Origin of the sequence: Photobacterium angustum (assembly GCF_003026365.1) — a bacterium.
GTDB classification, from domain to species: Bacteria; Pseudomonadota; Gammaproteobacteria; order Enterobacterales; family Vibrionaceae; genus Photobacterium; species Photobacterium angustum.
On the sequence record NZ_PYOM01000003.1, the window covers coordinates 14,515 to 38,285 of the forward strand.

The following is a 23,771-nucleotide window of genomic DNA, read 5'->3' on the forward strand; positions in this document are numbered from 1 at the left end:
AGTTACTATATAGCCTAGCTACTGGATCGGCCTTGAGTTGAGATTAAGAATCGTCAATTCACGTAAAGCGACAGAGAACTTCGCAAACTCATGGGCATTACCAACTTTAAATTCAGCCAGTACACTCTCCCATCGATCAACCGCTTTTCTATGCTGTTCCATCCATAGTGATATACTCTCTTCTGGTTTAGCCGTACTTGTCATTAAAACCGCTGTTGTTAATTGTCTTTGTTGCCAATCTAGATCTTCACGAAATGAAGCTCTTGCTAATGCTTGCCAATTATTCTCAACAGCTTGGTTTTGAACTTGCTTTAAGAACCAATGAAGTGATAGTTGCGCCCCTAGCACAAAGTACACTCTTGCAATATGTGCTATATTAACTTCTACCTCTTTAGCAATTTGCGCTATATCCATGGCCGAATACAAACTGGTTAAGCGCGAAATGTTTTTGGCCAACCGCTCAGGAACACCGTTGAGGATCAATTCATTTGCTTGCTCTTCATGCTCTACCACTTCTTCAGTTACAAGGTAACTATCTAATTCATTTCGTAACTGCTCAACAAAGGGTTGATAAAACGCAATTTGTTGTTCAATACCTAACTTGTGTTCTCTATTGCGTAGAAACCATCGTGTAACCCGACGCAGCATACGCCGTGAACGATAAAGCATGTCATATTGCGTTTGTGCTGAAACTTGATTATCTAATGCTCTAATTTCACTAAAGATCTGCTCAAATTTAAAGATCTCACGCCCTATTGAGTAAGAGGCTGAAATTTCATTTATCGTTGCACCTGTTTCTTCTTGCAGCCGAGTAACAAAGTTGCATCCCATTTCATTCGACATCAAATTAGCTAATGATGTTGCGATTAATTCACGTCGTAATGGATGGTTTTCCATTTGTGATCTGTAGTTATCTTGTAAAAATTGGGGGAAGTAAGCAGGTAAAAGACGGGAATGATAAGGATCACTGGCTATATCGTGATTGACGAGTTTTTCTTTTAACACCATTTTACCGTAAGCCACCAGCACCGCAATTTCTGGTCGTGTTAAGCCTATCCCTGCCTTTTCACGCTCTACTAATGTTTCATCATCAGGTAAATATTCAAGGCTTCGATCTAATTTACCCTGTCGCTCCAATAAATGAATAAACCGCGTTTGCTCTTTCAATAGTTGTACTTGTTGTTGCTCTGTTACTGAAATAGATTCACTTTGCCGATAAGCATCATCTAATACAATGTCAGCAACCTCATCTTCCATCTTTTCTAAAATACTATTACGCTGTTTAAATGTCAGTTCATCTGCGGTCACTAGGCTATTGAGTAAAATTTTGATGTTCACTTCATTATCTGAGCAGTCAACCCCGCCAACATTATCGATAAAATCGGTATTTACTCGACCACCAGCTTTCGCAAACTCAACTCGACCTAACTGGGTAAAGCCTAAGTTTCCCCCTTCACCTACAATCTTTGCAGCAAGTTGAGAGCCATTAACCCTAACAGCATCATTGGTGCGATCACCAACATCGGTGTGAGTCTCTTTAGTTGATTTTATGTATGTTCCTATACCTCCATTCCACAATAAATCGACCCGCATTTGTAATATAAGTTGTATCAACTCATTAGGTGTGCAACTTTGCTTACGTGTTTGCAATAAGGTTTGTAGAGCAGGAACAAGCTTGATCGCTTTACTTTTACGTGAAAATATCGCCCCGGCTTCAGATAAAATATTACGATCATAATCTTCCCAACTTGATCGTTTAAGTTCAAAAAGACGTTTGCGCTCTAACCAACTTGCAGCAGGATCCGGATCTGGATCAATAAAGATATGCTGATGATTAAAGGCTGCTAATAAGCAAATATGTTTTGATAACAACATCCCATTACCAAACACATCGCCCGCCATATCACCAATGCCGACACAACTAAAATCGGTTGTTTGGCAATCTATACCTATCTCTCTAAAATGCCGTTTAACGGACTCCCAAGCTCCCTTTGCTGTTATTCCCATTTGTTTATGATCATAACCATTAGAGCCGCCAGAAGCGAAAGCATCACCTAGCCAAAAATCATAATCAGCAGCCAGTGAATTGGCGATATCTGAAAATGTTGCCGTGCCTTTATCCGCTGCAACCACTAAATAAGGATCATCTTCATCATGACAAACGACATTTGCTGGTGGATACCGTTTTCCCTCTAAGATATTGTCTGTTACGTCTAGCAAACCACAAATAAAACGTTGATAACAATGCAACCCCTCTGCAGCTATCTCTTCACGTGTTGTTAATTGAGGTTGCCGTTTACAAATAAAGCCACCTTTCGCACCAACAGGCACAATTACCGTGTTTTTAACCTGCTGTGCTTTGACTAAACCTAATATTTCTGTGCGGTAGTCTTCTTGCCTGTCTGACCAACGTAAGCCGCCACGCGCAACTTTTCCCCCACGCAAATGGACACCTTCCACATCGGGGGCATAAACAAAAATCTCATAACGAGGAATTGGAGCTGGAATTTCAGGGATAGATGATGGATTGAGTTTGAGTGATAGCCACGCTTTTTGCTTACCGCTATCTGTTTTTTGATAAAAGTTCGTTCTGAGGGTTGCTAAGATCATATCCATATAACGACGAATGATCCTGTCATCATCTAAACTATCAACATTCTCTAATCGCTCTACGATCTTTTTGATCAACAGCTGTTCTGCTTTCTCACTATATTTCGCTTTGGGATCAAAGCGTAATTTAAACAACGACACCAAATAACAAGCCAGCTGACAATGATTAGACAGTGTTTCTTCTATATATTGCTGGCTAAATGGAAAGCCAACTTGACGCATATAGCGAGCATAACTACGTAATATGGTAATTTCTCTACCAGACAAACCAGAACGCAGCACTAAACGGTTAAAACCATCACTTTCAAGTTCTCCATGCCAAATATCAGAAAAGGCATTTTGAAAACGATCTCTTGCTTCTGATAGGTCAAATCCATTTCTGACATGGTGTAACATTGCAAAATCTAAAATCCAGTTCACCACCCCATCCGCTGTGATCACTTGATAAGGCGTCTCTCCAATAACTCTTAATCCAAGATTTTCCAACATAGGCATCACATCAGATAAGTGAATAGGTTCGTCACGGTGGAAAAGTTTTAATTTAACAATCGATGAGTCTGCAGATTCCTCTTGTGGACGATAAAACAACATACCTAATTTATTATGTTCATCGAGACTTTCTAACTGCTTTATATCGGCAACAGCAGATCCTGGTAACATTTGTTCTTTATAAGAACGAGGAAACGCTTTTGAATAATTTTTTGCAATAGGAATACCCAAGCTTTCTCCATAATTAGCAATTAGAGATTGCGTTATCCGATCTTCCCATGAGGCTATTGCCACTTCTAAATTATGCTCTATAAATTTACTATCAATATCAAAGTTATTATTATTGACCCGCACGATATAATGCGTTCTTGCTAATGAACTCTCGGTAAAATAGGTTGTAAATTCTACATCTTGACAGGAGCCTAAATATTCTTTTAATACCTTTTGTGTTTTTTGTCGAAGATCTGTGTCGTAGCGCTCTTTATCCACATAGACCATACAAGAGAAAAACCGTCCAAAAGGATCTTTTCTTACAAACAACCGCAGCATATCTCTGTTTTGCATTCTAACAACACCTATGCCAACTTCTAGCATCTCCTCTTCTTTTGCTTGGATTAACTCATCTCTTGGGTAGGTTTCTAACTCATTATTAAGTGCTTTCCAAGAATGGGATCCCGGCGTAAATCCGCTAGCTTCTAAAATACGCTTAACTCGGTTTCTTATAAGGGGAATATGAATAACCGTTTGATGATATGCTGCTGATGTATATAGACCTATAAACCGATGTTCACCTATAACCTTACCCGATTTATCGAATTTTTTTATGCCTATATAATCAATATATGCTGAGCGATGAATTCGTGATTTAGCATTGCTCTTTGTTAAAATTAATAACTCTGTATTTTTAGCTTCAAGTTGAGCAGATTCAGGTAAACTCGATAAGAACATTGTTCGGGCATGTCCAGGTTTACTTAAAAGCCCGAGCCCAGCTTGCTTATTAGGGCTTAATTTATAGTCTCCTTTTACCGCCAATAAGTCATAACAATGGTATCCCATAAATGTGAAATTATGATTTAGCAGCCAATCGAGGAATTCTATTGCTTCTTCACAATAATTTTTATTAATAGGAAGTGAAGTAGTTTTTAATGACGTTTTGATCTGTTGCATTTTATTCTTCATTGGTTCCCAATCATGAACAACCAAATCAATATCTCTTAATACAGTATCTAACTCATCGTGTATCAATTGCATTTCATTTTTTTTAGTTAAACGGTCGACCTCAATATGAAAAAGTGTTTGTAAATTTCCTTTTAGCCCACAGGCCGTCACTATATTGTTATTTTTATCACGTTCAAAACAGTAAGGACCATTTAGCATTAAATGACTGGTTAGTCCGAGCCTATTTAACGTCATTCGAACAGAATCTACGAGAAAAGGTTTATCAGGCATTACAATTTCAACAACAGTATGTGTTGATTTCCACCCATGTTGACTTAACGTCGGGTTGTAAACTCGGACTGAAATTTGCTGAGGATCATTTTTAACAAGGTGATGCCATAGGCTAAGCACTGCACCATACAAGTCAGATTCATTTCGTTGAAATAAATCATCATCAGCCAATTGATTTAAAAGACTTTTAGCAAATACCTCGACCAGTGGTTGCTGAATGTCATCAACTTTGGATTTTATTAAATCGTATACTTTTTCAAGTAATACGGGAACCACGTTGTCTGGTGCATTCATAAGAAAATCCCATAACTTTTACTACCTTAGGTAAGTATAGGTATGCAATTTTCTCTCCGAGTTTCAAATAAAATACACGATGATAATTAAGCTATGATAAGAAATATAAACACTAATCAGACAATTTAGTTAGTGTGGTCAGTTTATTATTATCATCGACAGCAACTTGGAAACGCCCTCGTACACCCATTTGGGTTAAATACGGACGTAAACGCACAGCGGGCAATTGAAGTTTTAACCCATTCTCTGTCATCACAACAGCACTACTTGCTGCACCAGAATAGTGTTGTAAGAAAACTTGATAACTAATATTCACTCGAAAAGTAAAGCTTCGCATAATCCCTTTTATCTCGTTACTCGTTCAATAGCCCAATATAGAAAAAGCCAAGCCCCTATTACACACTCACTCATAGAAAGTGTTTAGTAATAAAGTACTTGGCTCTATTATTTAGCGAATTATGATTTATTGTTCAAGCGCTTTATGCACTTTCTCAAACAGATCTTTTGCTAAGTTATCTAATGCAGCTAACTTCTCAAGCTCGCTACGCATTAATTGCTGGCGTACTTCATCGTATTGGCGATACTTTAAGAACGGTTCAATTAAACGAGAAGCTACTTGTGGGTTACTGGTATTTAATGCCGTTAGAATTTCAGTTAAGAACTCATAACCTAAACCATCTTTAGCATGGAAATGTACTGGGTTATTGGCACAGAAACTCGCAACTAAACTACGAGTACGGTTTGGATTTTTCAAACTAAACGCTGCGTGATTCATAGTATTACGCACATTTTCTAACGCATTATCAGCAGGGTTAGTGCCTTGTAGCATGAACCACTTATCCATAACCAAACCATCGTGCGTCCACTTATCACTAAAGTCTGACATTTGTGCTGCGCGACAGACTAATTGTGCATTGTTTGCAGCAGACATCGCAGCCATCGTATCAGTCATGTTGTCAGCCGCTGCATATTGTGCAGCCACTAAATCATTACCTTCAGCCGTATGTGCTAGATAAGATAAACACTTGTTACGTAATGCACGTTTAGCCATAGCACCATGATCTAAACTGTATTCGCCTTGCGCTAAACTACGATAAATCGCGAGTAACTCATCTTCCATTTCTGTTGCTAAAATTTGAGTTAACGCACCAACAACCTTATTGATTGCATCCACATCTACTTGCTTGTACCAACCCGCAATTTCATTTTCGCTTGGCAGTGTTAGCATTTCGGCAATAAACGCTGGATCTAAATTTTCATCCAGTAAAGCTCCACGGAATGCATCTACTACGGCTTCTGGTAATTGAACTGACTCACCAGCTTGAACAGCTGCCACATTCTTACGGATGTATTTTGCCAATAGCATTTGGCCAGCATCCCAGCGAGCAAACTCGTTGCGCGCGTGGATCATCAAGAAGATCAACTCTTGATCTGAGTAATCATATTCTAAGATCACAGGTGCAGAGAATTCACGTAACATCGACATAACAGGCTGTTCAGCAATATTCTCAAATACAAAAGTTTGCTCTGCTTCTTTTACATCTAATACGTTGTGAACTGGCTTACCATCTGATTGCAGTGCAATAACCTCACCTTTGCTATCGTATAGTTCGATATCAAATGGAATATGAAGTGGTAGTTTTTCTTCTTGCCCAGCTGTTGGGGCTGTGTGCTGCTTTATAGTGACGTTGTAACACTTAGTATCTGCATCATATGACGTATCAACTGTAACAACTGGCGTTCCTGCTTGGCTATACCAGCGACGGAAGCGAGACAGATCAATACCTGATGCATCTTCCATTGCTTGAACAAAATCATCACAAGTTGCAGCTGTTCCGTCATGGCGATCAAAGTACAACTTCATACCTGCTTGGAAATTTGCTTCACCCAGCAATGTATGCATCATACGGATCACTTCGCTACCCTTTTCATACACTGTTAATGTATAGAAGTTATTCATCTCAATAACTTTTTCAGGACGAATTGGGTGTGACATTGGGCCACGATCTTCAGCAAACTGTGGGCCACGTACAATACGAACATTGGCAATTCGATTTACTGGGCGAGAGCCAAGATCTGATGAGAATTCTTGATCACGGAATACAGTTAAACCTTCTTTTAAGCTTAATTGGAACCAATCACGACAAGTAACGCGGTTACCAGTCCAGTTATGGAAGTATTCATGACCGATCACAGCTTCAATACCTTGGTAATCAGTATCCGTTGCTGTTTTAGGATTTGCGAGAACGAATTTAGAGTTAAAGACATTCAAGCCTTTGTTTTCCATTGCGCCCATGTTGAAGAAATCAACCGCCACAATCATGTAGATATCTAAATCGTATTCAAGACCAAAACGCTCTTCATCCCACTTCATTGAGTTTTTCAGTGAAGTCATGGCGTAATCTGCGCGATCAAGGTTACCTTTATCAACGAAGATTTCGAGTTCTACGTTGCGACCACTCATTGTGGTGTAGTTATCACGTAAAACGTCAAAATCACCGGCCACTAAAGCAAACAGATATGAAGGTTTTGGGAATGGGTCTTGCCATTGTACCCAGTGACGACCGTTGTCTAAGTCACCTTCAGCAATACGGTTACCATTGCTTAATAAGAAAGGAAATGCTGCTTTATCCGCAATGATCTTAGTTGTAAAACGAGCCAGTACATCTGGACGATCAAGATAATAAGTAATGCGACGGAAGCCTTCAGCTTCACATTGAGTACAGAAACCACCACCTGACTTATACAACCCTTCTAATGCAGTATTTGCTTCTGGATTTACGGTTGTAACGATCGTTAAATTAAATTGAGCAGGCAGATCTGATAATGTTAGGTGGTTACTTTCTTGGGTGTATGACGTCCATGCATTGCCGTTGACAGAAATACTTACAATGGCAAGTTCATCACCATCAAGTACAAGTTGGGCATCATCATTATCACTCACACGAATAACCTTGCTTTTCGCTGTCACCGTTGTATTAGTGTCATGAAGATCAAACGTTAAATCAATATCTGTGATAGTGTAATCCGGTTGACGATAATCGGAACGATATTTAGCAGTTGGTTGTAAAGATGCCTGCTCTGTCATTATTATATTTCCTTCCATAAGGGCTCTACTAAACCTCGCATTAATTAACAGGTATTAATAGAACGACAAATAATTTTCGTTGTTTGATACTATAACGCCCAAACAAGAATTAGTATCAACTATATACGATAGTTTTTATCTCTAATGGTCAATTTCTTAGTTTTCGCTATTAAATGATTAAAAATAGATCAAATATCAATCAGCATATTTAAATCCAGCAGTTAAAGGATATAAATTAACCAATTTTTCTATAGAAACTACCATTTAAAATAAAGAAATACTGTTTTACTCACCATTAATAATAGGTTCTCTTAACTTGATAATGCATGAGCGTTTAAATTTCAAACACTAAATAACTTTGATAATGTTCACTCTTGAGCAATAAACAACCAATCCTTTTATTTCTTATATATACCCTGAAATTACTTAGTAAATATATCCTTTTATTTACAATAAATTAGCACAGACGAATCAAACGACTGCATAAATAAACTATGTCTACTTATTTATTGTCCATAACGATAAGAGAATTAAGAACTGAAAAATTATGCATAAGCTATAGATTTAAAAAGCAAACTTCATGAACCTATAAAGCCTAATGAGAATGGTTATACTTGACGAACATCACATCTTAGTTCACAATCAGTCGTAACTTAAGGCATTAATAAACTCTATTTTTTTATTAATCTTCAATAATATAACCGATTGAATAATAATAAAATCGCGTTACACATAGATTTATTATCACTTCTAATAAGTATCTATAGTCAGATATGAATAATAACAGACACAACATTGGGGTTATCGATTCCCTGCTTGATACTGATGCGTATAAATTGCATATGCAACAGGCAATTTTTCATCAATACCCATACGTTGAAGCTGTGGCTGAATTCCACTGCCGAAGCGACGAAGATCTACGCCCGTACTCTCAAGCGATCAAAGATCAAATCGCAAAACTCGCAGCGCTCTCTTTTGCTGACGATGAAATCAATTATTTATCAACATTAACTTTTTTCAGTGCTGACTATCTTGAGTATTTACGCAATTTTCAACTAAATGCAGATGATGTTTGTGTTGATGATTCTGGTGAACAACTATCTATTACCATTCGTGGTAAATGGTTGGATGTGATCTTATGGGAAGTTCCTCTTCTAGCGATTATTTGTGAAGTGCGCTGTGCACACTTATACCCAAATGCTACGCCTGAAGATGCTATCAAACAATTACAAGAAAAAATTGCACGTTTCTACCACAATGCACAAGACACAGATCTAAGTGAGTTTGCGCTGGTAGATTTTGGTACTCGACGCCGTTTTTCTAAAGCCGTGCATCATAAAGTTGTTGATTACTTAAAAGAAAACATGCCAGAGTTCAAAGGTACTTCGAACTACTATCTTGCATATACTCGTAATTTAACACCGGTTGGAACTCAAGCTCACGAATGGTTCCAAGGCCATCAGCAATTAGCTGGTGAGCTTGCTGATTCTCAACAATTAGCATTGAACCGTTGGCTACAAGAATATCCTGACGATTTAGGTATTGCGCTCACCGACTGTATCAATATGGATGCATTCTTGCGTGATTTTGATAAACGTTTATCTCAACGTTTCATCGGTTTACGCCATGATAGTGGTGATCCTATTTCTTGGGGTGAAAAAGCCATCTCACATTACAAATCGTTAGGCATTGATCCAAAAACAAAATCACTGGTGTTTTCTGATAGCCTTACACTCGATAAAGCACTAAATATCTTTAAGCATTTCAATCATCAAATAAACGTAAGTTTTGGTATTGGTACACAGCTAACCTGTGACCTACCAAATGTAAAAACATTAAACGTTGTGTTGAAACTAACGGAATGTGAAGGTCGTCCTGTAGCAAAAATTTCAGACGAACCAGGTAAAAGTATCTGTCGAGATGAAGACTATTTAGATCAGCTTCGTACTGCATTTAATCTAGCTAACGAATAAAGCTTCATCTATATTCAAATTAGAAAGGCGAACAAGTTATCTTGTTCGCCTTTTTGTTTGTATATCATAACCAATGCTACTTGTTGATATAATAAAATTATGGGATGACCTTCCCTTTCACCACTAGCATTGTCTCTACATTAATTATTCTCGTTGCAATATCGCTTCCATTCCAAAATGAGTATTAGTTAACGTTAGCGTGTCATTGCTACTTAATTCAAATTCAGAATCGTGTTGCCCATCTTCATATAGTAAAACCAGTTGATTATCTTCAATGTAATAAATACCGCGATGCTCTTTTGATTTTCCTTTATCGTTTGAAACTTCAGCGGAGAATAAAAAATCAGGGCGTAACGTGAGCGAAAGCTCTGAAATACTGTGATCAACATCAGAACCTGATATCGTTGAAGTTTTCCAATTACCCGGTAGATTTTCAGGTGCTAGCTTCGTAAATCTTGCGCCATCCAACACGAACTGGTTATAACTAAGCATATAAGTATGCATTTGATCTTCTTCGCCTTCAGTGACAAAAGTAATATTGGTTTCGTCAATATTATACTCGCCAGACCATTGTTCTATTTTTCCATCAGTACGTAGCAAACGCATTGCAAATGCATAGTCAGATTTAAACATTACATGCATTGCACGATAACTTTCACCTTCACTTTCAACGCCCGCTTCTGTTGAGCTAAACCAATACCAATTACCTAATAAAAATGGATAATCAAACTCCGTAATATCGTCGGCAATAATTGGGCGGCTAAATGCGCTAAAAAAGAATAGCACAATAATAAAGAATAGCTTTTTCATAGGCTTCCCCTGTTACTAGAACAAAGTGCATGTACTTTAAAACTAGTTGGCAAAGCTATTTTACGATGAAAAATATGCGTTAGATCACACTTAAATATGCAACAAGTCTTAGTTGTGAGATTGTTACAGTAACAGAGAAAAATAAAAAAAGCGCCCCATGAAGGAGCGCTTATTTATGTGTTGCTGGATACTATTAGCAAATTACGATGATTTAATCTTAGTTAAGTCAGCCGTAATACCAATGGCTTCATCCAAATATGCATCAGGTGCTTCATAATCTTTTGGTACCGCATCTAAATCAGCAAACGGCTTTTTACCTAGTGCTTTTTGACGCTTATTCAAACGTACCAATCGATCAGCATCTTCTTTATCTTGCTCAGCTAAACGTGTTTTTTCATTTAATGAAATACTGTTGATATCCTTTTCCTTTTTATAGGTTTTGATATCTTCATTAATGAAACCAAACTCCATATCATTTTTAATTCGTGCAAGGTGTTCTTCATTTAACTTAGGAAGAATTGACGAATAATTATGAAGTTGTTTGTATTCAGCCGGTTTAATGCTATCCCACGGTAATGCATTATCTTCTACACTTTCACCTGTTTCAGACGGATCAACCGCTGTTGGGAAAGAGATATCAGGCACAACACCTAAATTCTGAGTACTACCACCATTAATACGGTAGAACTTTTGAATTGTATATTGTACATGTCCAAGTGGCTTATCGAATAAATCATATAAATGGTTTAAAGAACGGTGCTGCTGCACAGTACCTTTACCAAACGATTGTTCTCCAAGTACCACTGCTCGACCATAATCTTGCATTGCCGCAGCAAATATTTCAGATGCCGATGCACTATAACGGTTAATTAAAACAGTTAACGGGCCATTAAAGAAAACTTGATTATCTGAATCACTGTTTACTTTTACACGACCATAACTATCACGAACTTGAACAACTGGTCCGCTTGAAATAAATAAACCACTTAATGCTGTTGCTTCAGTTAATGCACCACCGCCATTGTTACGAAGATCAATAACGACACCATCAACTTTTTGATCGTTTAGCTTAACCAATTCTTTCTTGGTATCTTCAGATAAACCGACATAGAAACTTGGTACTTCAATTACACCAATTTTCTTGCCTTCAAAAGTTTTAACTTCCGATTTAACAGCACGATCTTCAAGACGGATTTTGTCTCGAATAATAGTGACAGTGTAACTCTTGCTATTCTTACCTTCTGGTAATATATCAAGAATCACTTTACTGCCTTTCGGACCTTTGATTAATTGGACAACATCATCTAAACGCCAACCAATAATATCAACAATTTTTTCGCCATCTTGACCAACACCAATGATACGGTCACCCGCAGCTAGCTTTTTAGAGCTCGCCGCAGGCCCACCAGCAACAAGGGATTGAATCGTCGTATAATCATCTTTCACTTGCAGCACTGCTCCAATCCCTTCTAAAGAAAGGTTCATTTCTGATTGGAATTGCTCAGCATTTCGAGGAGATAGATAACTAGTGTGAGGATCAACTTCACGCGAGAAAGCATTCATGTACAACTGGAATACATCTTCACTATGGGTTTGCGTTAAACGTTTAACTGCGTTGTTATAACGTTTACCTAGTGTTTCTTGTATTTCTTTCCAGTTTTTACCAGCCAGCTTTAAGTTCAACGCATCGTATTTCACACGCTTACGCCAAATTTCATTTAACTCAGCTTGATTTTTTGGCCACTCAAGTTCAGAGCGATCAATTATAAAGTCTTCATCTTTATCGAATTTAATCTCCGTATCTAATTGCGAGATCGCAAACTGATAACGGTCAAAACGACGTTGAAGGACTTTATTAAAAATATCAAATGCACCCGATGTATCACCAGATTTCAATTGATCATCAAACTGATTTCGCCAGCGTTCGAATTGCTTTACATCAGAAGCAGTTAGAAAGCTTTTATTGTAGTCGAGCATTTCGATATAACGATCGAATACTTGACTAGAGAATTTATCATCAAGTGAAAAATGCTTGTAATGAGAACGGGTAAAACGTGATGCTACCCTCTTACTCGCAGTTGCATGTTGTTGCTCTGGTGCAAGTTGCGGCAAATCACTTAATGAATACTTAGCCTCTAAGGCTTGCGCTGAAGCTGCCAGCATCATGCCGGCAGCTATCAGTGAGAAACGGAATCGACAATTCATGCGTCGCGCATTCTCCCTTTATGAACGCAGGTGCTCCGCTTTAACAGCCATTACTAAGCCGTTATTTAAGCGAACACGCACATCGTCCTTGTTAATTTCGACAATAGTTGCCGGCATGTTACCTGAGCCCATATTCACTTGTACGTTCTTACCAACAATAACTTCGTCAGCTTTTAGTACAGGTGTAGTCTCAACTGGCTTCTTATTAACTTTAGCCGTTTTTGGCTTAATGTTCTTAGGTTTAGCAGTTTTTGCACGAGTTTTTTTCGCATCGCCTTCTTTAGCAGCTTTAGCGATAGCCTGCTCTTTACGACGAGTACGTACTTTTGCTTTGCTTTCTTCTAAGGCTTTAAGTGCGTGATCAACGTGTTCTTGCTCAAGTACATCACACTCATTTCCATCAAGATCAACACGACTTACACCAGCTTTAACGCCGTGAAGGTAACGCCAGGAAGATGTGTATTGACGTAATGCTGTACGTAGTTGAGTCTTACTTACTTTTGGATCATCACTTAAGCGCTCAGCAAGATCTTGAAAAATACCGATCTTAAGTGGTTTAGCTTCACCCTCAATAGTAAAACATTTTGGGAAACGCTCAGCAATATATGCAATAACTTCTTTACTGTTCGTTAACTTTTCAGAGTTTTCCATGGACTTTCCTGACATAAACGAGATTTGCTCGTTATTAGTGCTTTGTTCAAAAAGAAATAGTGGGGCTATTATAATTACCTAATAAGGAAAAACCACCGAAAGCATGAAATTAGAGTACTTTTTGTAGCTCTGTAACAAAAGAAACTAGACCTTGTTCATCATTTTGGTCAAATCTTGACAAATCTGGACTATCAATATCCAGCACACCAATACATTTTTCCCCTATATTTAATGGGATAACGATTTCAGATTGACTAACTGCGTCACACGCAATGTGTCCAGGAAAGGCATGAACATCATCAACACGCATTACTCGGTTATCTTTTACCGCCGTACCGCATACCCCTTTACCGACAGGAATACGAACACATGCCGGTTTTCCTTGAAATGGGCCAAGCACAAGCTCATCATTTTTTAATAAATAAAAGCCAACCCAATTTATGTTCTCTAACTCCATATTCAACAAAGCACTAATATTAGAGAGATTGGCAATAAGATCTGATTCACCTTCAACTATTGCTAAAGCTTGAAGTGTCAGACGGTTATAAAAAGAACCTGTATTTTCCATAGCATACGCCTTACATAATCGTTAAAATGAAAACACTTAACAATAATAGGAATCATTATCACTGTGAAGCATTCATTCCCTACTATGATTAATTGGTCTTGGCTTTTTATTCAAGCTAAAAAACATCGTCCCCGTCTTATCACCGCGAATATTATTGCTGTTATTGCCACCTTGATTAGCGTACCAATTCCATTACTTATGCCATTAATGGTCGATGAAGTATTACTGCATAAGCCAGCTGAAGGGATCCAATATTTAAACCACCTTCTTCCCGAGCAATGGCAATCACCTACTGGCTATATCTTATTAGTGTTATTTTTAGTTGTCTTAATGCGAACCGTAAGCCAGGCATTGAACATTTTACAAAGCCGTCAGTTCACGCTTGTATCAAAAGAGATTACCTTTAATTTACGTCAGCATTTATTGGATAAATTAGGGCGTATTAGCATGCGCCAATATGAAGAAAAAGGCAGTGGTGGCATTACTTCACATCTTGTCACTGATGTTGAGACTATCGATAAATTTGTCGGAGATACGTTAAGTCGTTTTATCATCGGCTTGCTCACCGTCGTAGGTACTGCTGGCGTTTTATTATGGTTAGATTGGCGACTCGGGTTATTTATTCTTGTCATTAACCCTGTTGTTGTTTATGCATCTAAGATGATGGGCAACCGCGTTAAAAACCTGAAGCGTCAAGAAAATCAATCTTATGAAAAATTCCAACAGCGTTTAGTTGAAGTATTAGATGGCATATACCAATTGCGCGCATCTAATCGTGAGCGTGAATTTTTGGCTCAACTAAAATCACAAGCAAATGACATACGCCACAGTGCTGATAAGTTTGCATGGCAATCAGAAGCTGCAGGACGCATCTCTTTCTTATTATTCTTGGCAGGTTTTGAAGTATTTCGCGCCGCTGCAATGTTAATGGTGCTTTTTAGTGGCTTATCTATCGGTGAAATGCTGGCTGTCTTTAGTTACTTATGGTTCATGCTTGGACCTGTACAAGAATTATTGGGGATTCAATTTTCTTGGTACAGTGCGTCTGCTGCCATGCAACGTTTAAATACGCTGTTAGCTTTAGAAGAAGAAGTTCGCCCTACTGCTTCCGTTTATCCCTTTAATCACAATGAAGCACTAGATATTAAAGTAAGAAATGTTCGTTTTTCTTATGACAACGATAAAGAAGTGCTGCGAGGTTTAAATATTGATATCCCTGCAGGAAAACGTGTTGCTCTTGTAGGTGCGTCAGGCGGCGGTAAATCAACCTTAATTCAATTACTGCTTGGCATTTACCAAAAGCAATCAGGTGATATTTTTATTAATGGGCACACGATTGAAGCGGTCAGTTATGAATCTCTTCGTGAACGTATGGCTGTTGTGCTCCAGCAGCCCGTTTTATTCAACGATACATTACGTCATAACTTAACATTAGGTGGAGACTATACTGATGATGAACTCTGGAATGCGTTAGACATTGCTCAACTAACAGACATGACAGAGCGTTTAACACACGGACTAGATACTGAAATTGGTCGACAAGGTATTCGTTTATCCGGTGGTCAGCGTCAACGTTTGGCGATCGCCCGTATGATCTTATCTAACCCTGACTTTGTCATTTTAGATGAAGCAACATCAGCGTTAGATACTTCAACAGAAGCTGCACTTCATAAAGCGCTGAATGGCTTTTTAAAAGATAAAACAACCTTAATTGTTGCCCACCGTTTATCTGCCGTTAAACAAGCTGATTTAATCTATGTCTTAGAAGATGGATTAGTCAGTCAATCAGGCACACATACAGAGTTAGTGAGCCAACATGGGTTATATCGAACACTTTACGGTTCAATTCAATCACCTAATAATGATGTTGAACAAACAGATGAACAACTTCCAGTAGCAAGAATCGGTACAAAATAATATAGTACCCTTCCTTGACGCTCATGGGCTATCATTCACTATGTTTTTACAAACGTGTGAATTTTTATTTCGTGAGCGTTTTTATATCTCGCTCTTTTGCAAAGGAAACAACGTACTATGTCGACGGCCAGACGCTGCCCCGGTTGCAATTTACTCGTGCTCCCTGAGGTTGCTCAACAAGGACACAGTGCTTACTGTCCCCGTTGCCAAACACGTTTATATCGTGGGGGAACAGCAAGATTTAATGCGGAACTGGCGATAGCCGCAGCGGGTTTAATCCTTTTTATTCCAACTATTACTTTACCATTAATCACAATACGATTATTCGGTCAGATGATCCCAGCGACACTTCCATCTGGCGCCATCACACTTTCAGAAAATTTTCCTGGCGTTGCCGCATTAATTTTATTTTGTAGCGTTATTGCTCCGCTATTAGTCATAGGGGCGGTTTTTAGCGCCCAATTTTCCCTTAAATTTCGTCACTTTACTCTATTTAAAGCATCAACATGGGTTCTTCACCATTTAAAGCAATGGGTTATGCTCGATGTCTTTTTAGTTAGTCTCGCCATTGCATGTTTTAAAGTACAAGAAGTTGCAGAAATTAATATCGGTCTCGGGCTGTACTGTCTCATCACCTTACAGATATTATTTCTCGTGTTACTAACACGTATCAGTGTTCGTCGTTATTGGGATGCGTGGCAACCTGAGAATGAACATATAAGTGATGACTTAGGCACTCTTTGTACTACATGTCATTTAACACAAGAGCACCTGACCCATTGCCGCCGTTGTAACAGTGCGTTACACGATCGTATTCCTCATTCAATTCAAAAAACATGGGCGTATTTAATTTCAGCGAGTATTTTTATCTTACCTGCGAACCTTTATCCCATTTCAATTTTCATGAATAACGGTAAGCGTATTGAAGATACTATTTTTTCAGGTGTTGCCGAACTCGTCAAAACGGGAATGACAGGCATCGCAGCAATCATCTTTATTGCCAGTATTGTTGTCCCTGTCGCGAAAATTCTAAGTTTGGCTTATATCCTTTTAGCCATTCAGTTCAAACGAAAAACACACCATCTATTACGTATGCGAATATTTCGTGCCGTGCACTGGATAGGTAAATGGTCGGTAATGGATCTTTTTGTTATCGCCATCATGGTCACATTAATCGACCGTGGACAAGTTCTTGATTTCACGCCGGGACCTGGGGCAATTGCCTTTGCCGTCGTGGTAGTATTAACAATGTTAGCAGCAGAAAGTTTAGATTCTCGCCTGATATGGGACAATTATGAACAACGATCCAAATAACGAACAACCCAAGAAGGTGAAAATTCGCCGTGATCGAGGGCTATCACCGCTGTGGCTGTTGCCGCTATTAGCATTAATACTTGCCAGTTGGTTACTGTATAAATCAGTTAATGAAGCCGGTGAACGTATTCAAATTCACTTTAACGATGCTGTGGGCTTAGTCGCAGGAAGAACGACTATTCGTTATCAAGGTCTTGAAGTCGGTATTGTACGTGATGTCAGCCTATCAAAGGATCTTAAGAGTATTTACGTTACTGCCGACATTTACCCTGAAGCGGTAAATATCCTTCGTAAAAACACCCGATTCTGGCTAGTCAAACCTAAGGCCTCAATAACCGGTATTTCAGGCTTAGATACCCTTGTTTCTGGTAACTACATTGCGTTATTACCCGGTGATGGTCCTGAAGCAACGAAATTTACAGCATTAGAAAACCAACCTGCAGATACACCATTAGAAGATGGTTTAAAACTGCAATTAAAAGCACCGAATCTTGGTTCAATCAGTATTGGTTCACAAATTTTTTATAAAAAGATCCCTGTCGGTGAGGTTTTCAACTACACCCTTAGTGATAACAAAAAAGAAGTCATTATTGATGCACTAATCAAACCTAAATATGCCAATCTGGTTACAGGTAAAAGCCGTTTCTGGAATGTAAGTGGTATGCGTGCGGATATTGGCTTTAATGGTGTTGATGTGCAATTTGAAAGCTTGTCAGCATTAATTGCTGGTGCTATCGCCTTTGATTCGCCTGATAAAGGTAAAGTCATTGAAAAAAATCATCTGTTTAAGCTCTACCCTGACATCAATACAGCCGGTCGTGGTATTGCTATCACGATAACATTGCCAGATAACAATGATATTAGCGATTCAGGTTCCCCTATCATGTACCGTGGTTTGCAGATCGGTAAAATCACCGATGTAAGCCTTGATGAAAAAACCAATAAGATTATCGCACATGCCGCAATTGAACCTAGCATGCGTGAGTACTTAAATAGCGGCTCTCGTTTATTACTCGAAGAAGCAGAAGTATCACTTAATGGTGTTAAAAATATCGGTAATCTTGTACGAGGCAATTTCTTACGTTTAATACCAGGTAAAGGCGAAACTTCACGCCAGTTTACAGCAATTACCCGTGACACCTTAGAAGAGCAGCAACCCGGCGTAGCAACCTTCAAACTATATGCTGATAAAAGTTTTGGTATTAAACGTGGCACCAAATTACGCTTTAAGGGATTAGATGTCGGACGAATCACTAATGTTGAGTTATCTGGTGAGCGTGTAAGTTTTGATGTACTAGTTCAACCTGAGTACACAAACTTAATCCGAAGCGGCAGTCGCTTTTTCGTTGATGGTGGTGTCGATGCCAGCATTTCAAGTAAAGGTATTGATGTTTCTATTCCACCAGCTGATCAATTGATCAGCAGTGCGATTAGCTTCACCTCTATTGGTAGTAAAAAAATAAACAAAAGCTACACCCTATTTAAAAGCCGAAGTCTTGCCGATCTTGCAGATGAAAAGCTGAAAGGCTATAGCAGTATTAGCTTATTTGCTGATAAGTTACCTCCTGTATCTGAAGGTAGCCCAGTACTTTACCGTAACTTACAAGTAGGTGAAGTGAGTGATTTTGCTTTAAAAGATAACGGTGTAAGCATTAAATTAAATATCGAGAAAAAATACCGTCATTTGATCACTAACCACACCGTTTTTTGGAACCGTTCAGGTATTGAAGTAGAAGCAGGATTAAATGGTGTAAAATTAGTCACAGATCCCCTATCCACACTTATTAAAGGTGGTATTGCCTTTGATAATATCGAGCAAGTGACCAACCGTATTGGCTCTAAATACAAGCTTTACCCAAGCTTAAGTTCAGCGCAGCATTTCGGACAGTTGATCACTTTAACAGCCGATGATGCACGGTCTGTCTCTAACAATACAGAGATCAAATTCCAAGGCGTAACCATTGGTAAAATCATTAACATCGAACCTAATTTTCATACAAACAACGTGAAAATACAGGCTCGTTTGTACCCTAAATACGCTCAAAAAATTGCAAAGTCAGATAGCTACTTTTGGGTTGTTAAACCCAAAATCAGCTTAAGCGGTAGTGAAAACTTGGACTCGTTACTAAGCTCTTACATTGCCGTTCAACCGGGTAAAGGTCACTTTTCTGATACCTTTAAGCTAGGCTCTGCAGAGTTGTTTAATTCCCGCGTCACGATCGTGTTAGAAAGTGAAGAGCGTGATTCGATTAGCGAAGGAACACCACTGCTTTACCGTGATATTCAAGTTGGACAAGTGGTTGATGTTTCACTCGGTGATTTAGCTGACCGCGTTATTATAAAAGCCCAACTTGAAAAGCAATACCGCCATCTAGTGCGTAAAAACACCGTATTTTGGAATACCTCTGGTGTGAATGTTGATATCGGTATTACAGGTGCCAACATAAAAGCAGGTACATTTGATAGCTTATTACGTGGTGGAATTGCCTTTGCAACACCCGAAAAGCAACCACTTGAACCACAAGTTAAAGCAGGGACTCACTTCTTACTACATAAAGAAGCAAACCCTAAATGGTTAGCATGGCGTACTGCAATTCCTGAGCGTTAACAGCTAAAATCAAACAAAATAAAGAGCACTTCGGTGCTCTTTTTTTATTCAGAAAAAGCCTTTATTACGCTTTGTATTAGCAAAAACTGCAATTCATACCAAACTGTTATAAAATCAGCATCATTAGCTAGTTAATAGAGATCCTTCCTTTGCATCCGAATATTCACATCCCTGACGCATTTATCGATTTAATCAAGCAAACCATGCCTGAGCATTTAGATATCGATGAATTTATTGCTTGTTGTAAAACACCTCTTCGTCGCAGCATTCGCGTCAATACACTTAAAATTAGTGTTGAGGATTTCTTAGCGCGTGTTGCAAATCGTGGGTGGACATTAACGCCTGTTCCTTGGTGTGATACTGGCTTTTGGATTGAACGAGAAGACGAAGATACTGTTTCTCTTGGTAATACCGCAGAGCACATGGCAGGACTTTTCTATATTCAAGAAGCCAGCTCTATGATGCCAGTTACCGCGTTACTTAAAGATAATGACGCATTAGACTGCGTATTAGATATGGCATCAGCGCCAGGTTCCAAAACCACCCAAATTGCTTCTGCGATGCAAAACCGTGGCGCACTGGTTGCCAACGAGTTAGCCGCGAGCCGTATTAAAGTACTTCATTCAAACTTACAACGCTGTGGTGTTCACAATGCGGCACTTACCCACTTTGACGGTTGCGTATTTGGCACATGGGCACCTGAGTCTTTTGATTCAATATTATTAGACGCGCCATGTTCTGGCGAAGGTGCAATTCGTAAAGATGAAGATGCTATGGCAAATTGGAGCCTAGCTTCTATTGATGAAATTGCCGAAGTACAACGCAACCTTATTGTAAGTGCCTTCCAAGCACTGAAAACTGGTGGTGTTATGGTTTATTCTACATGTACATTAAACCAGAGTGAAAACCAAGAAGTCTGTCATTTCTTAAAAGAAAAATTTGGTGACGCTGTAGAATTTGAACCACTCAATACCTTATTTGATGGTGCAGAAAAATCACTTACTGAAGACGGTTTCCTACACGTTTACCCACAGATTTTTGATAGCGAAGGTTTCTTTGTCGCTCGTATTCGTAAGCTGGCACCTGTTGAAACCGACAGTGTAAAAAAACGTATGGGTAAATTCCCATTTGCTCAGCTTAAAGAGAAAGAACAGCAAGAGATTGACCAACAGCTTAAACAGGATTTAGATATTACCTTACCTGAGCAACATGATGTTTGGTTACGTGATAAAGAGGTTTGGCTATTCCCTTCTCAACTGCGAACGTTAATCGGTGAAATTCGTTTCCAACGTATTGGTATTAAGCTCGCAGAACAACATAAGAAAGGTTATCGCTGGCAGCATGAAGCCGTAATGACATTGGCAACAGGCAAAGAATCTACAGCTATTGAACTGAATGTTGAACAAGCTAAAGAGTGGTTCATGGGACGCGATATTCGCCTAGAAATCCCAGCAGGTAAAGGTGAAGTGATTGTTACTTACCGTGATTACCCTATTGGTATTGGTAAATGGGTGAGCAACCGTATCAAAAATGGCTTACCTCGTGAATTAGTTCGCGATACTAACCTATTTGATATTTAAGATAAAAATATTGTTAATTTCATAAAGCATCGTTAATGATGATTTTATTAAATGCAATAACTGGAAAATAAACATTATTCAACTAACATTGAAAGTGTAATCAAACTCCATTTACTAACCAGTTAGCGCAAGGCTCTTACGAGAGCCATTCCCCTAGGCCCGAGACAGGAGTCGTTTCGGGCTATTTTTTGCCTCAAATGAATCGTTGTCGTTAACTTTCAAATAGCAACGTAAGCACATAAGACATTGTTAATACTTACAATAGATATAAAAAAACCGAGCATTAAGCTCGGTTTAATTTCAACTAACTATATAAGCTGAAGTATATTATATACTCTTAGCTTTCTAGTGTTGTTTAGTGTTTATGTGCAACGATCTCAGCTTTCTTTAGCTCTTTTACTGACTTGCTTACTTCACGACGCTCTTTCGAAAGCTCTGCACTGATAATGATATGATCATCAACACGATCTTCGTAGTCGCCTTTCATATTTTCAACGATTTCAACGATTTGATCGTGGCTCATATCGGCCTTAATGTAATCCATCAAGTTCTCTAACAGCTCAACACGCTTACGGTTATCACGAATCTTACGATCGTTATCTAGGATTTCGCGTTTTAGTTTGTTTTTACGACGTGTTTGGCGAACGAGTTCAAGGATGTTGTTCATGTGTAGTCCTTAGTCTGAAAATAAAACCTTGTGAAACTGATTTAATGCAAGGGATAGAAATAATGCACTTCCTAGTACATAACCGTCGAGTCTCAGTTTATTACTGAAATCGTTATATCAGAAAGTCATTCGTAAACTCAAGCAATACTCATGATTAAATGCCCAATGATGATTCTATGAACATCAACTTATGTTTCTCGCTCAAATATCGCACAAAATACTCAACAACTTTTTGATATTTTACAATAAATCGTCCTATTTTTATTAGTAATTATGACAATTAGACAATCAATGTAATGTGTAATAACAAAATGGTATCTTTTGTGAAATCTCCCACAAAAAAAGCCTTCCTGTATTTGCAAATGGCATATCAGCGCCTACTCTTGAAATAGACCAGTACTCGTTTACAACAATGCAATCTGGACAAGGATAGCTTCCTAGAAGTGTTCAAGCTCAAATAGCGTAGTAACCCGATATTGGCAACACAGTGTTTGATGTAAAGTTTATCAGGAGAGAACATGTCAAAAGCAACAGGTACCGTTAAGTGGTTTAACGAAGAGAAAGGTTTTGGTTTTATCACTCAGGATAACGGCGGTGCTGACGTATTTGTACACTTCCGTGCGATTACTGGCGATGGTTTCAAAACCCTAACTGAAGGACAAAAAGTTTCTTACGAAACAGAGCAAGGTCCTAAAGGTTTACAAGCTGCAAATGTTGAAAAAGCGTAATTACTTGCTTATCTAACGTTACGTTAGTTCACATAGCACTTGATAAAAGGGTCGTCTCGGCCCTTTTTTCGCCAACAATTAATCTCCCCATCTTACCTCCCGCACCCATAATCGACTACATAAAAGCGATTTACCAGTTAAAAATGCAAGACTAGAGCACGATTATAGATATTGATAGACTTATTATTATTCAAATTCCCGACAAGAATTAACCACCCTGATTAATAAGATATCTATTTCATAATATTCTTTGCTTTTTTTTTGTAATACGGCTCACATTATAAAGCGATAAATAAGTAACTCACTTGCTCTTTAAAATCGAAAATGGCTTAATATCAGCGTCCTATATAACAGGGCTATTTATGAAACAAAGTGAAAGAAAAACTTCGTTACACTGTTCAAACGTACACAGTTGTCCTGAAGCGCTTCAATATTCTTTTGTACATAAGTAACACATTAATTTATTTCAGGAGACATCACATGTCTAAAGCAACTGGTATCGTTAAGTGGTTCAACGATGAGAAAGGTTTCGGTTTCATCACTCAAGATAATGGCGGCGCTGACGTATTCGTTCACTTCCGTGCTATCGCTGGTGAAGGCTTCAAATCTCTAGCAGAAGGTCAAAAGGTTTCTTTTGACGTTGAGCAAGGCCAAAAAGGTCCTCAAGCTGCTAACGTTGAGCGCATCTAATCTACAACGAACAGTTGAAGAAGTAAGGGTATCTTAGGATGCCCTTTTTTATTGCCGCTGAAAAATAGTATCAATCGACTTAAGTAATATATGCATGCTTTTTACGATTTAAGCACATCTTAATTCTTGG

At 38.6% G+C, this 23,771-nt stretch carries 15 protein-coding genes; 7 read left to right on the forward strand and 8 right to left on the reverse strand.

Annotation, left to right across the window (positions count from 1 at the left end; all coding sequences use genetic code 11):
• Positions 1 to 18 precede the first annotated feature (18 nt).
• The 3 genes from CTN01_RS03555 to pepN form a co-directional block, all read right to left on the reverse strand.
• On the reverse strand, positions 19 to 4,842 hold the full coding sequence (locus tag CTN01_RS03555) for an NAD-glutamate dehydrogenase (protein WP_107188387.1): 4,824 nt from the start codon (positions 4,840 to 4,842) through the stop codon (positions 19 to 21).
• Positions 4,843 to 4,954: 112 nt separating this feature from the next.
• On the reverse strand, positions 4,955 to 5,179 hold the full coding sequence (locus CTN01_RS03560; RefSeq protein WP_005367893.1) for a DUF2835 domain-containing protein: 225 nt from the start codon (positions 5,177 to 5,179) through the stop codon (positions 4,955 to 4,957).
• Between the two features lie 126 nt (positions 5,180 to 5,305).
• Positions 5,306 to 7,930: an aminopeptidase N gene (pepN, locus tag CTN01_RS03565; protein ID WP_045149650.1), complete on the reverse strand. Its 2,625-nt coding sequence runs from the start codon at positions 7,928 to 7,930 to the stop codon at positions 5,306 to 5,308.
• A 773-nt stretch (positions 7,931 to 8,703) separates the two neighbouring features.
• Here pepN and pncB point away from each other — a divergent pair.
• Positions 8,704 to 9,903: a nicotinate phosphoribosyltransferase gene (pncB, locus tag CTN01_RS03570; protein WP_107188385.1), complete on the forward strand. Its 1,200-nt coding sequence runs from the start codon at positions 8,704 to 8,706 to the stop codon at positions 9,901 to 9,903.
• A gap of 144 nt (positions 9,904 to 10,047) precedes the next feature.
• Here the strand turns inward: pncB and CTN01_RS03575 are convergent, their stop codons facing one another.
• From CTN01_RS03575 to CTN01_RS03590, 4 genes are all read right to left on the reverse strand, one after another.
• The gene (locus tag CTN01_RS03575; protein WP_045129194.1) at positions 10,048 to 10,713 is read right to left on the reverse strand and encodes a lipocalin-like domain-containing protein; all 666 of its coding nucleotides are present in this window, start codon (positions 10,711 to 10,713) and stop codon (positions 10,048 to 10,050) included.
• Between the two features lie 201 nt (positions 10,714 to 10,914).
• The gene (gene prc, locus CTN01_RS03580; RefSeq protein WP_045149652.1) at positions 10,915 to 12,918 is read right to left on the reverse strand and encodes a carboxy terminal-processing peptidase; all 2,004 of its coding nucleotides are present in this window, start codon (positions 12,916 to 12,918) and stop codon (positions 10,915 to 10,917) included.
• 18 nt (positions 12,919 to 12,936) lie between these two features.
• On the reverse strand, positions 12,937 to 13,569 hold the full coding sequence (proQ, locus tag CTN01_RS03585) for an RNA chaperone ProQ (protein ID WP_005367900.1): 633 nt from the start codon (positions 13,567 to 13,569) through the stop codon (positions 12,937 to 12,939).
• A 109-nt stretch (positions 13,570 to 13,678) separates the two neighbouring features.
• Positions 13,679 to 14,137 carry a GAF domain-containing protein gene (locus tag CTN01_RS03590; protein WP_045084083.1) on the reverse strand — a complete coding sequence of 153 codons (459 nt, stop codon included), beginning with the start codon at positions 14,135 to 14,137 and terminating at the stop codon, positions 13,679 to 13,681.
• An 84-nt stretch (positions 14,138 to 14,221) separates the two neighbouring features.
• Here CTN01_RS03590 and CTN01_RS03595 point away from each other — a divergent pair, with 84 nt between their 5' ends.
• The 4 genes from CTN01_RS03595 to rsmF all read left to right on the forward strand — a co-directional run bounded on the left by CTN01_RS03595 (position 14,222) and on the right by rsmF (position 21,556).
• Positions 14,222 to 16,054, forward strand: a complete 1,833-nt coding sequence (locus tag CTN01_RS03595) for an ABC transporter ATP-binding protein (RefSeq protein WP_045149654.1) — start codon at positions 14,222 to 14,224, stop codon at positions 16,052 to 16,054.
• 117 nt (positions 16,055 to 16,171) lie between these two features.
• Positions 16,172 to 17,368 (forward strand): paraquat-inducible protein A, encoded by a 1,197-nt coding sequence (locus CTN01_RS03600; RefSeq protein ID WP_045149655.1) that lies wholly within the window; start codon positions 16,172 to 16,174, stop codon positions 17,366 to 17,368.
• Positions 17,349 to 19,976, forward strand: a complete 2,628-nt coding sequence (locus tag CTN01_RS03605; RefSeq protein WP_045149656.1) for a PqiB family protein — start codon at positions 17,349 to 17,351, stop codon at positions 19,974 to 19,976. Before CTN01_RS03600 ends, CTN01_RS03605 begins: the two co-directional genes overlap by 20 nt.
• Before the next feature lie 149 nt (positions 19,977 to 20,125).
• Complete coding sequence (gene rsmF / locus CTN01_RS03610) at positions 20,126 to 21,556, forward strand: 16S rRNA (cytosine(1407)-C(5))-methyltransferase RsmF (protein WP_045149657.1); 1,431 nt, start codon at positions 20,126 to 20,128, stop codon at positions 21,554 to 21,556.
• Positions 21,557 to 21,911: 355 nt separating this feature from the next.
• Here the strand turns inward: rsmF and CTN01_RS03615 are convergent, their stop codons facing one another.
• Complete coding sequence (locus CTN01_RS03615; protein WP_005367912.1) at positions 21,912 to 22,223, reverse strand: DUF496 family protein; 312 nt, start codon at positions 22,221 to 22,223, stop codon at positions 21,912 to 21,914.
• A 518-nt stretch (positions 22,224 to 22,741) separates the two neighbouring features.
• On the opposite strand from CTN01_RS03615, the gene cspE (CTN01_RS03620) reads away from it, so the two are divergent.
• Positions 22,742 to 22,951 (forward strand): transcription antiterminator/RNA stability regulator CspE, encoded by a 210-nt coding sequence (gene cspE / locus CTN01_RS03620; protein ID WP_005367915.1) that lies wholly within the window; start codon positions 22,742 to 22,744, stop codon positions 22,949 to 22,951.
• Positions 22,952 to 23,431: 480 nt separating this feature from the next.
• A complete protein-coding gene (cspE, locus tag CTN01_RS03625) occupies positions 23,432 to 23,641 on the forward strand; it encodes a transcription antiterminator/RNA stability regulator CspE (RefSeq protein ID WP_005367917.1) in 210 nt (69 codons plus the stop codon).
• Positions 23,642 to 23,771 lie beyond the last annotated feature (130 nt).

Coding starts and splice junctions, on each gene's coding strand:
- pncB (WP_107188385.1), top strand. CDS start 8,704: ATGAATAATAACAGACACAACATTGGGGTTATCGATTCCCTGCTTGAT.
- pepN (WP_045149650.1), bottom strand. CDS start 7,930: ATGACAGAGCAGGCATCTTTACAACCAACTGCTAAATATCGTTCCGAT.
- CTN01_RS03555 (WP_107188387.1), bottom strand. CDS start 4,842: ATGAATGCACCAGACAACGTGGTTCCCGTATTACTTGAAAAAGTATAC.
- CTN01_RS03615 (WP_005367912.1), bottom strand. CDS start 22,223: ATGAACAACATCCTTGAACTCGTTCGCCAAACACGTCGTAAAAACAAA.
- cspE (WP_005367915.1), top strand. CDS start 22,742: ATGTCAAAAGCAACAGGTACCGTTAAGTGGTTTAACGAAGAGAAAGGT.
- CTN01_RS03595 (WP_045149654.1), top strand. CDS start 14,222: ATGATTAATTGGTCTTGGCTTTTTATTCAAGCTAAAAAACATCGTCCC.
- cspE (WP_005367917.1), top strand. CDS start 23,432: ATGTCTAAAGCAACTGGTATCGTTAAGTGGTTCAACGATGAGAAAGGT.
- CTN01_RS03590 (WP_045084083.1), bottom strand. CDS start 14,137: ATGGAAAATACAGGTTCTTTTTATAACCGTCTGACACTTCAAGCTTTA.
- CTN01_RS03605 (WP_045149656.1), top strand. CDS start 17,349: ATGAACAACGATCCAAATAACGAACAACCCAAGAAGGTGAAAATTCGC.
- CTN01_RS03600 (WP_045149655.1), top strand. CDS start 16,172: ATGTCGACGGCCAGACGCTGCCCCGGTTGCAATTTACTCGTGCTCCCT.
- CTN01_RS03575 (WP_045129194.1), bottom strand. CDS start 10,713: ATGAAAAAGCTATTCTTTATTATTGTGCTATTCTTTTTTAGCGCATTT.
- proQ (WP_005367900.1), bottom strand. CDS start 13,569: ATGGAAAACTCTGAAAAGTTAACGAACAGTAAAGAAGTTATTGCATAT.
- CTN01_RS03560 (WP_005367893.1), bottom strand. CDS start 5,179: ATGCGAAGCTTTACTTTTCGAGTGAATATTAGTTATCAAGTTTTCTTA.
- prc (WP_045149652.1), bottom strand. CDS start 12,918: ATGAATTGTCGATTCCGTTTCTCACTGATAGCTGCCGGCATGATGCTG.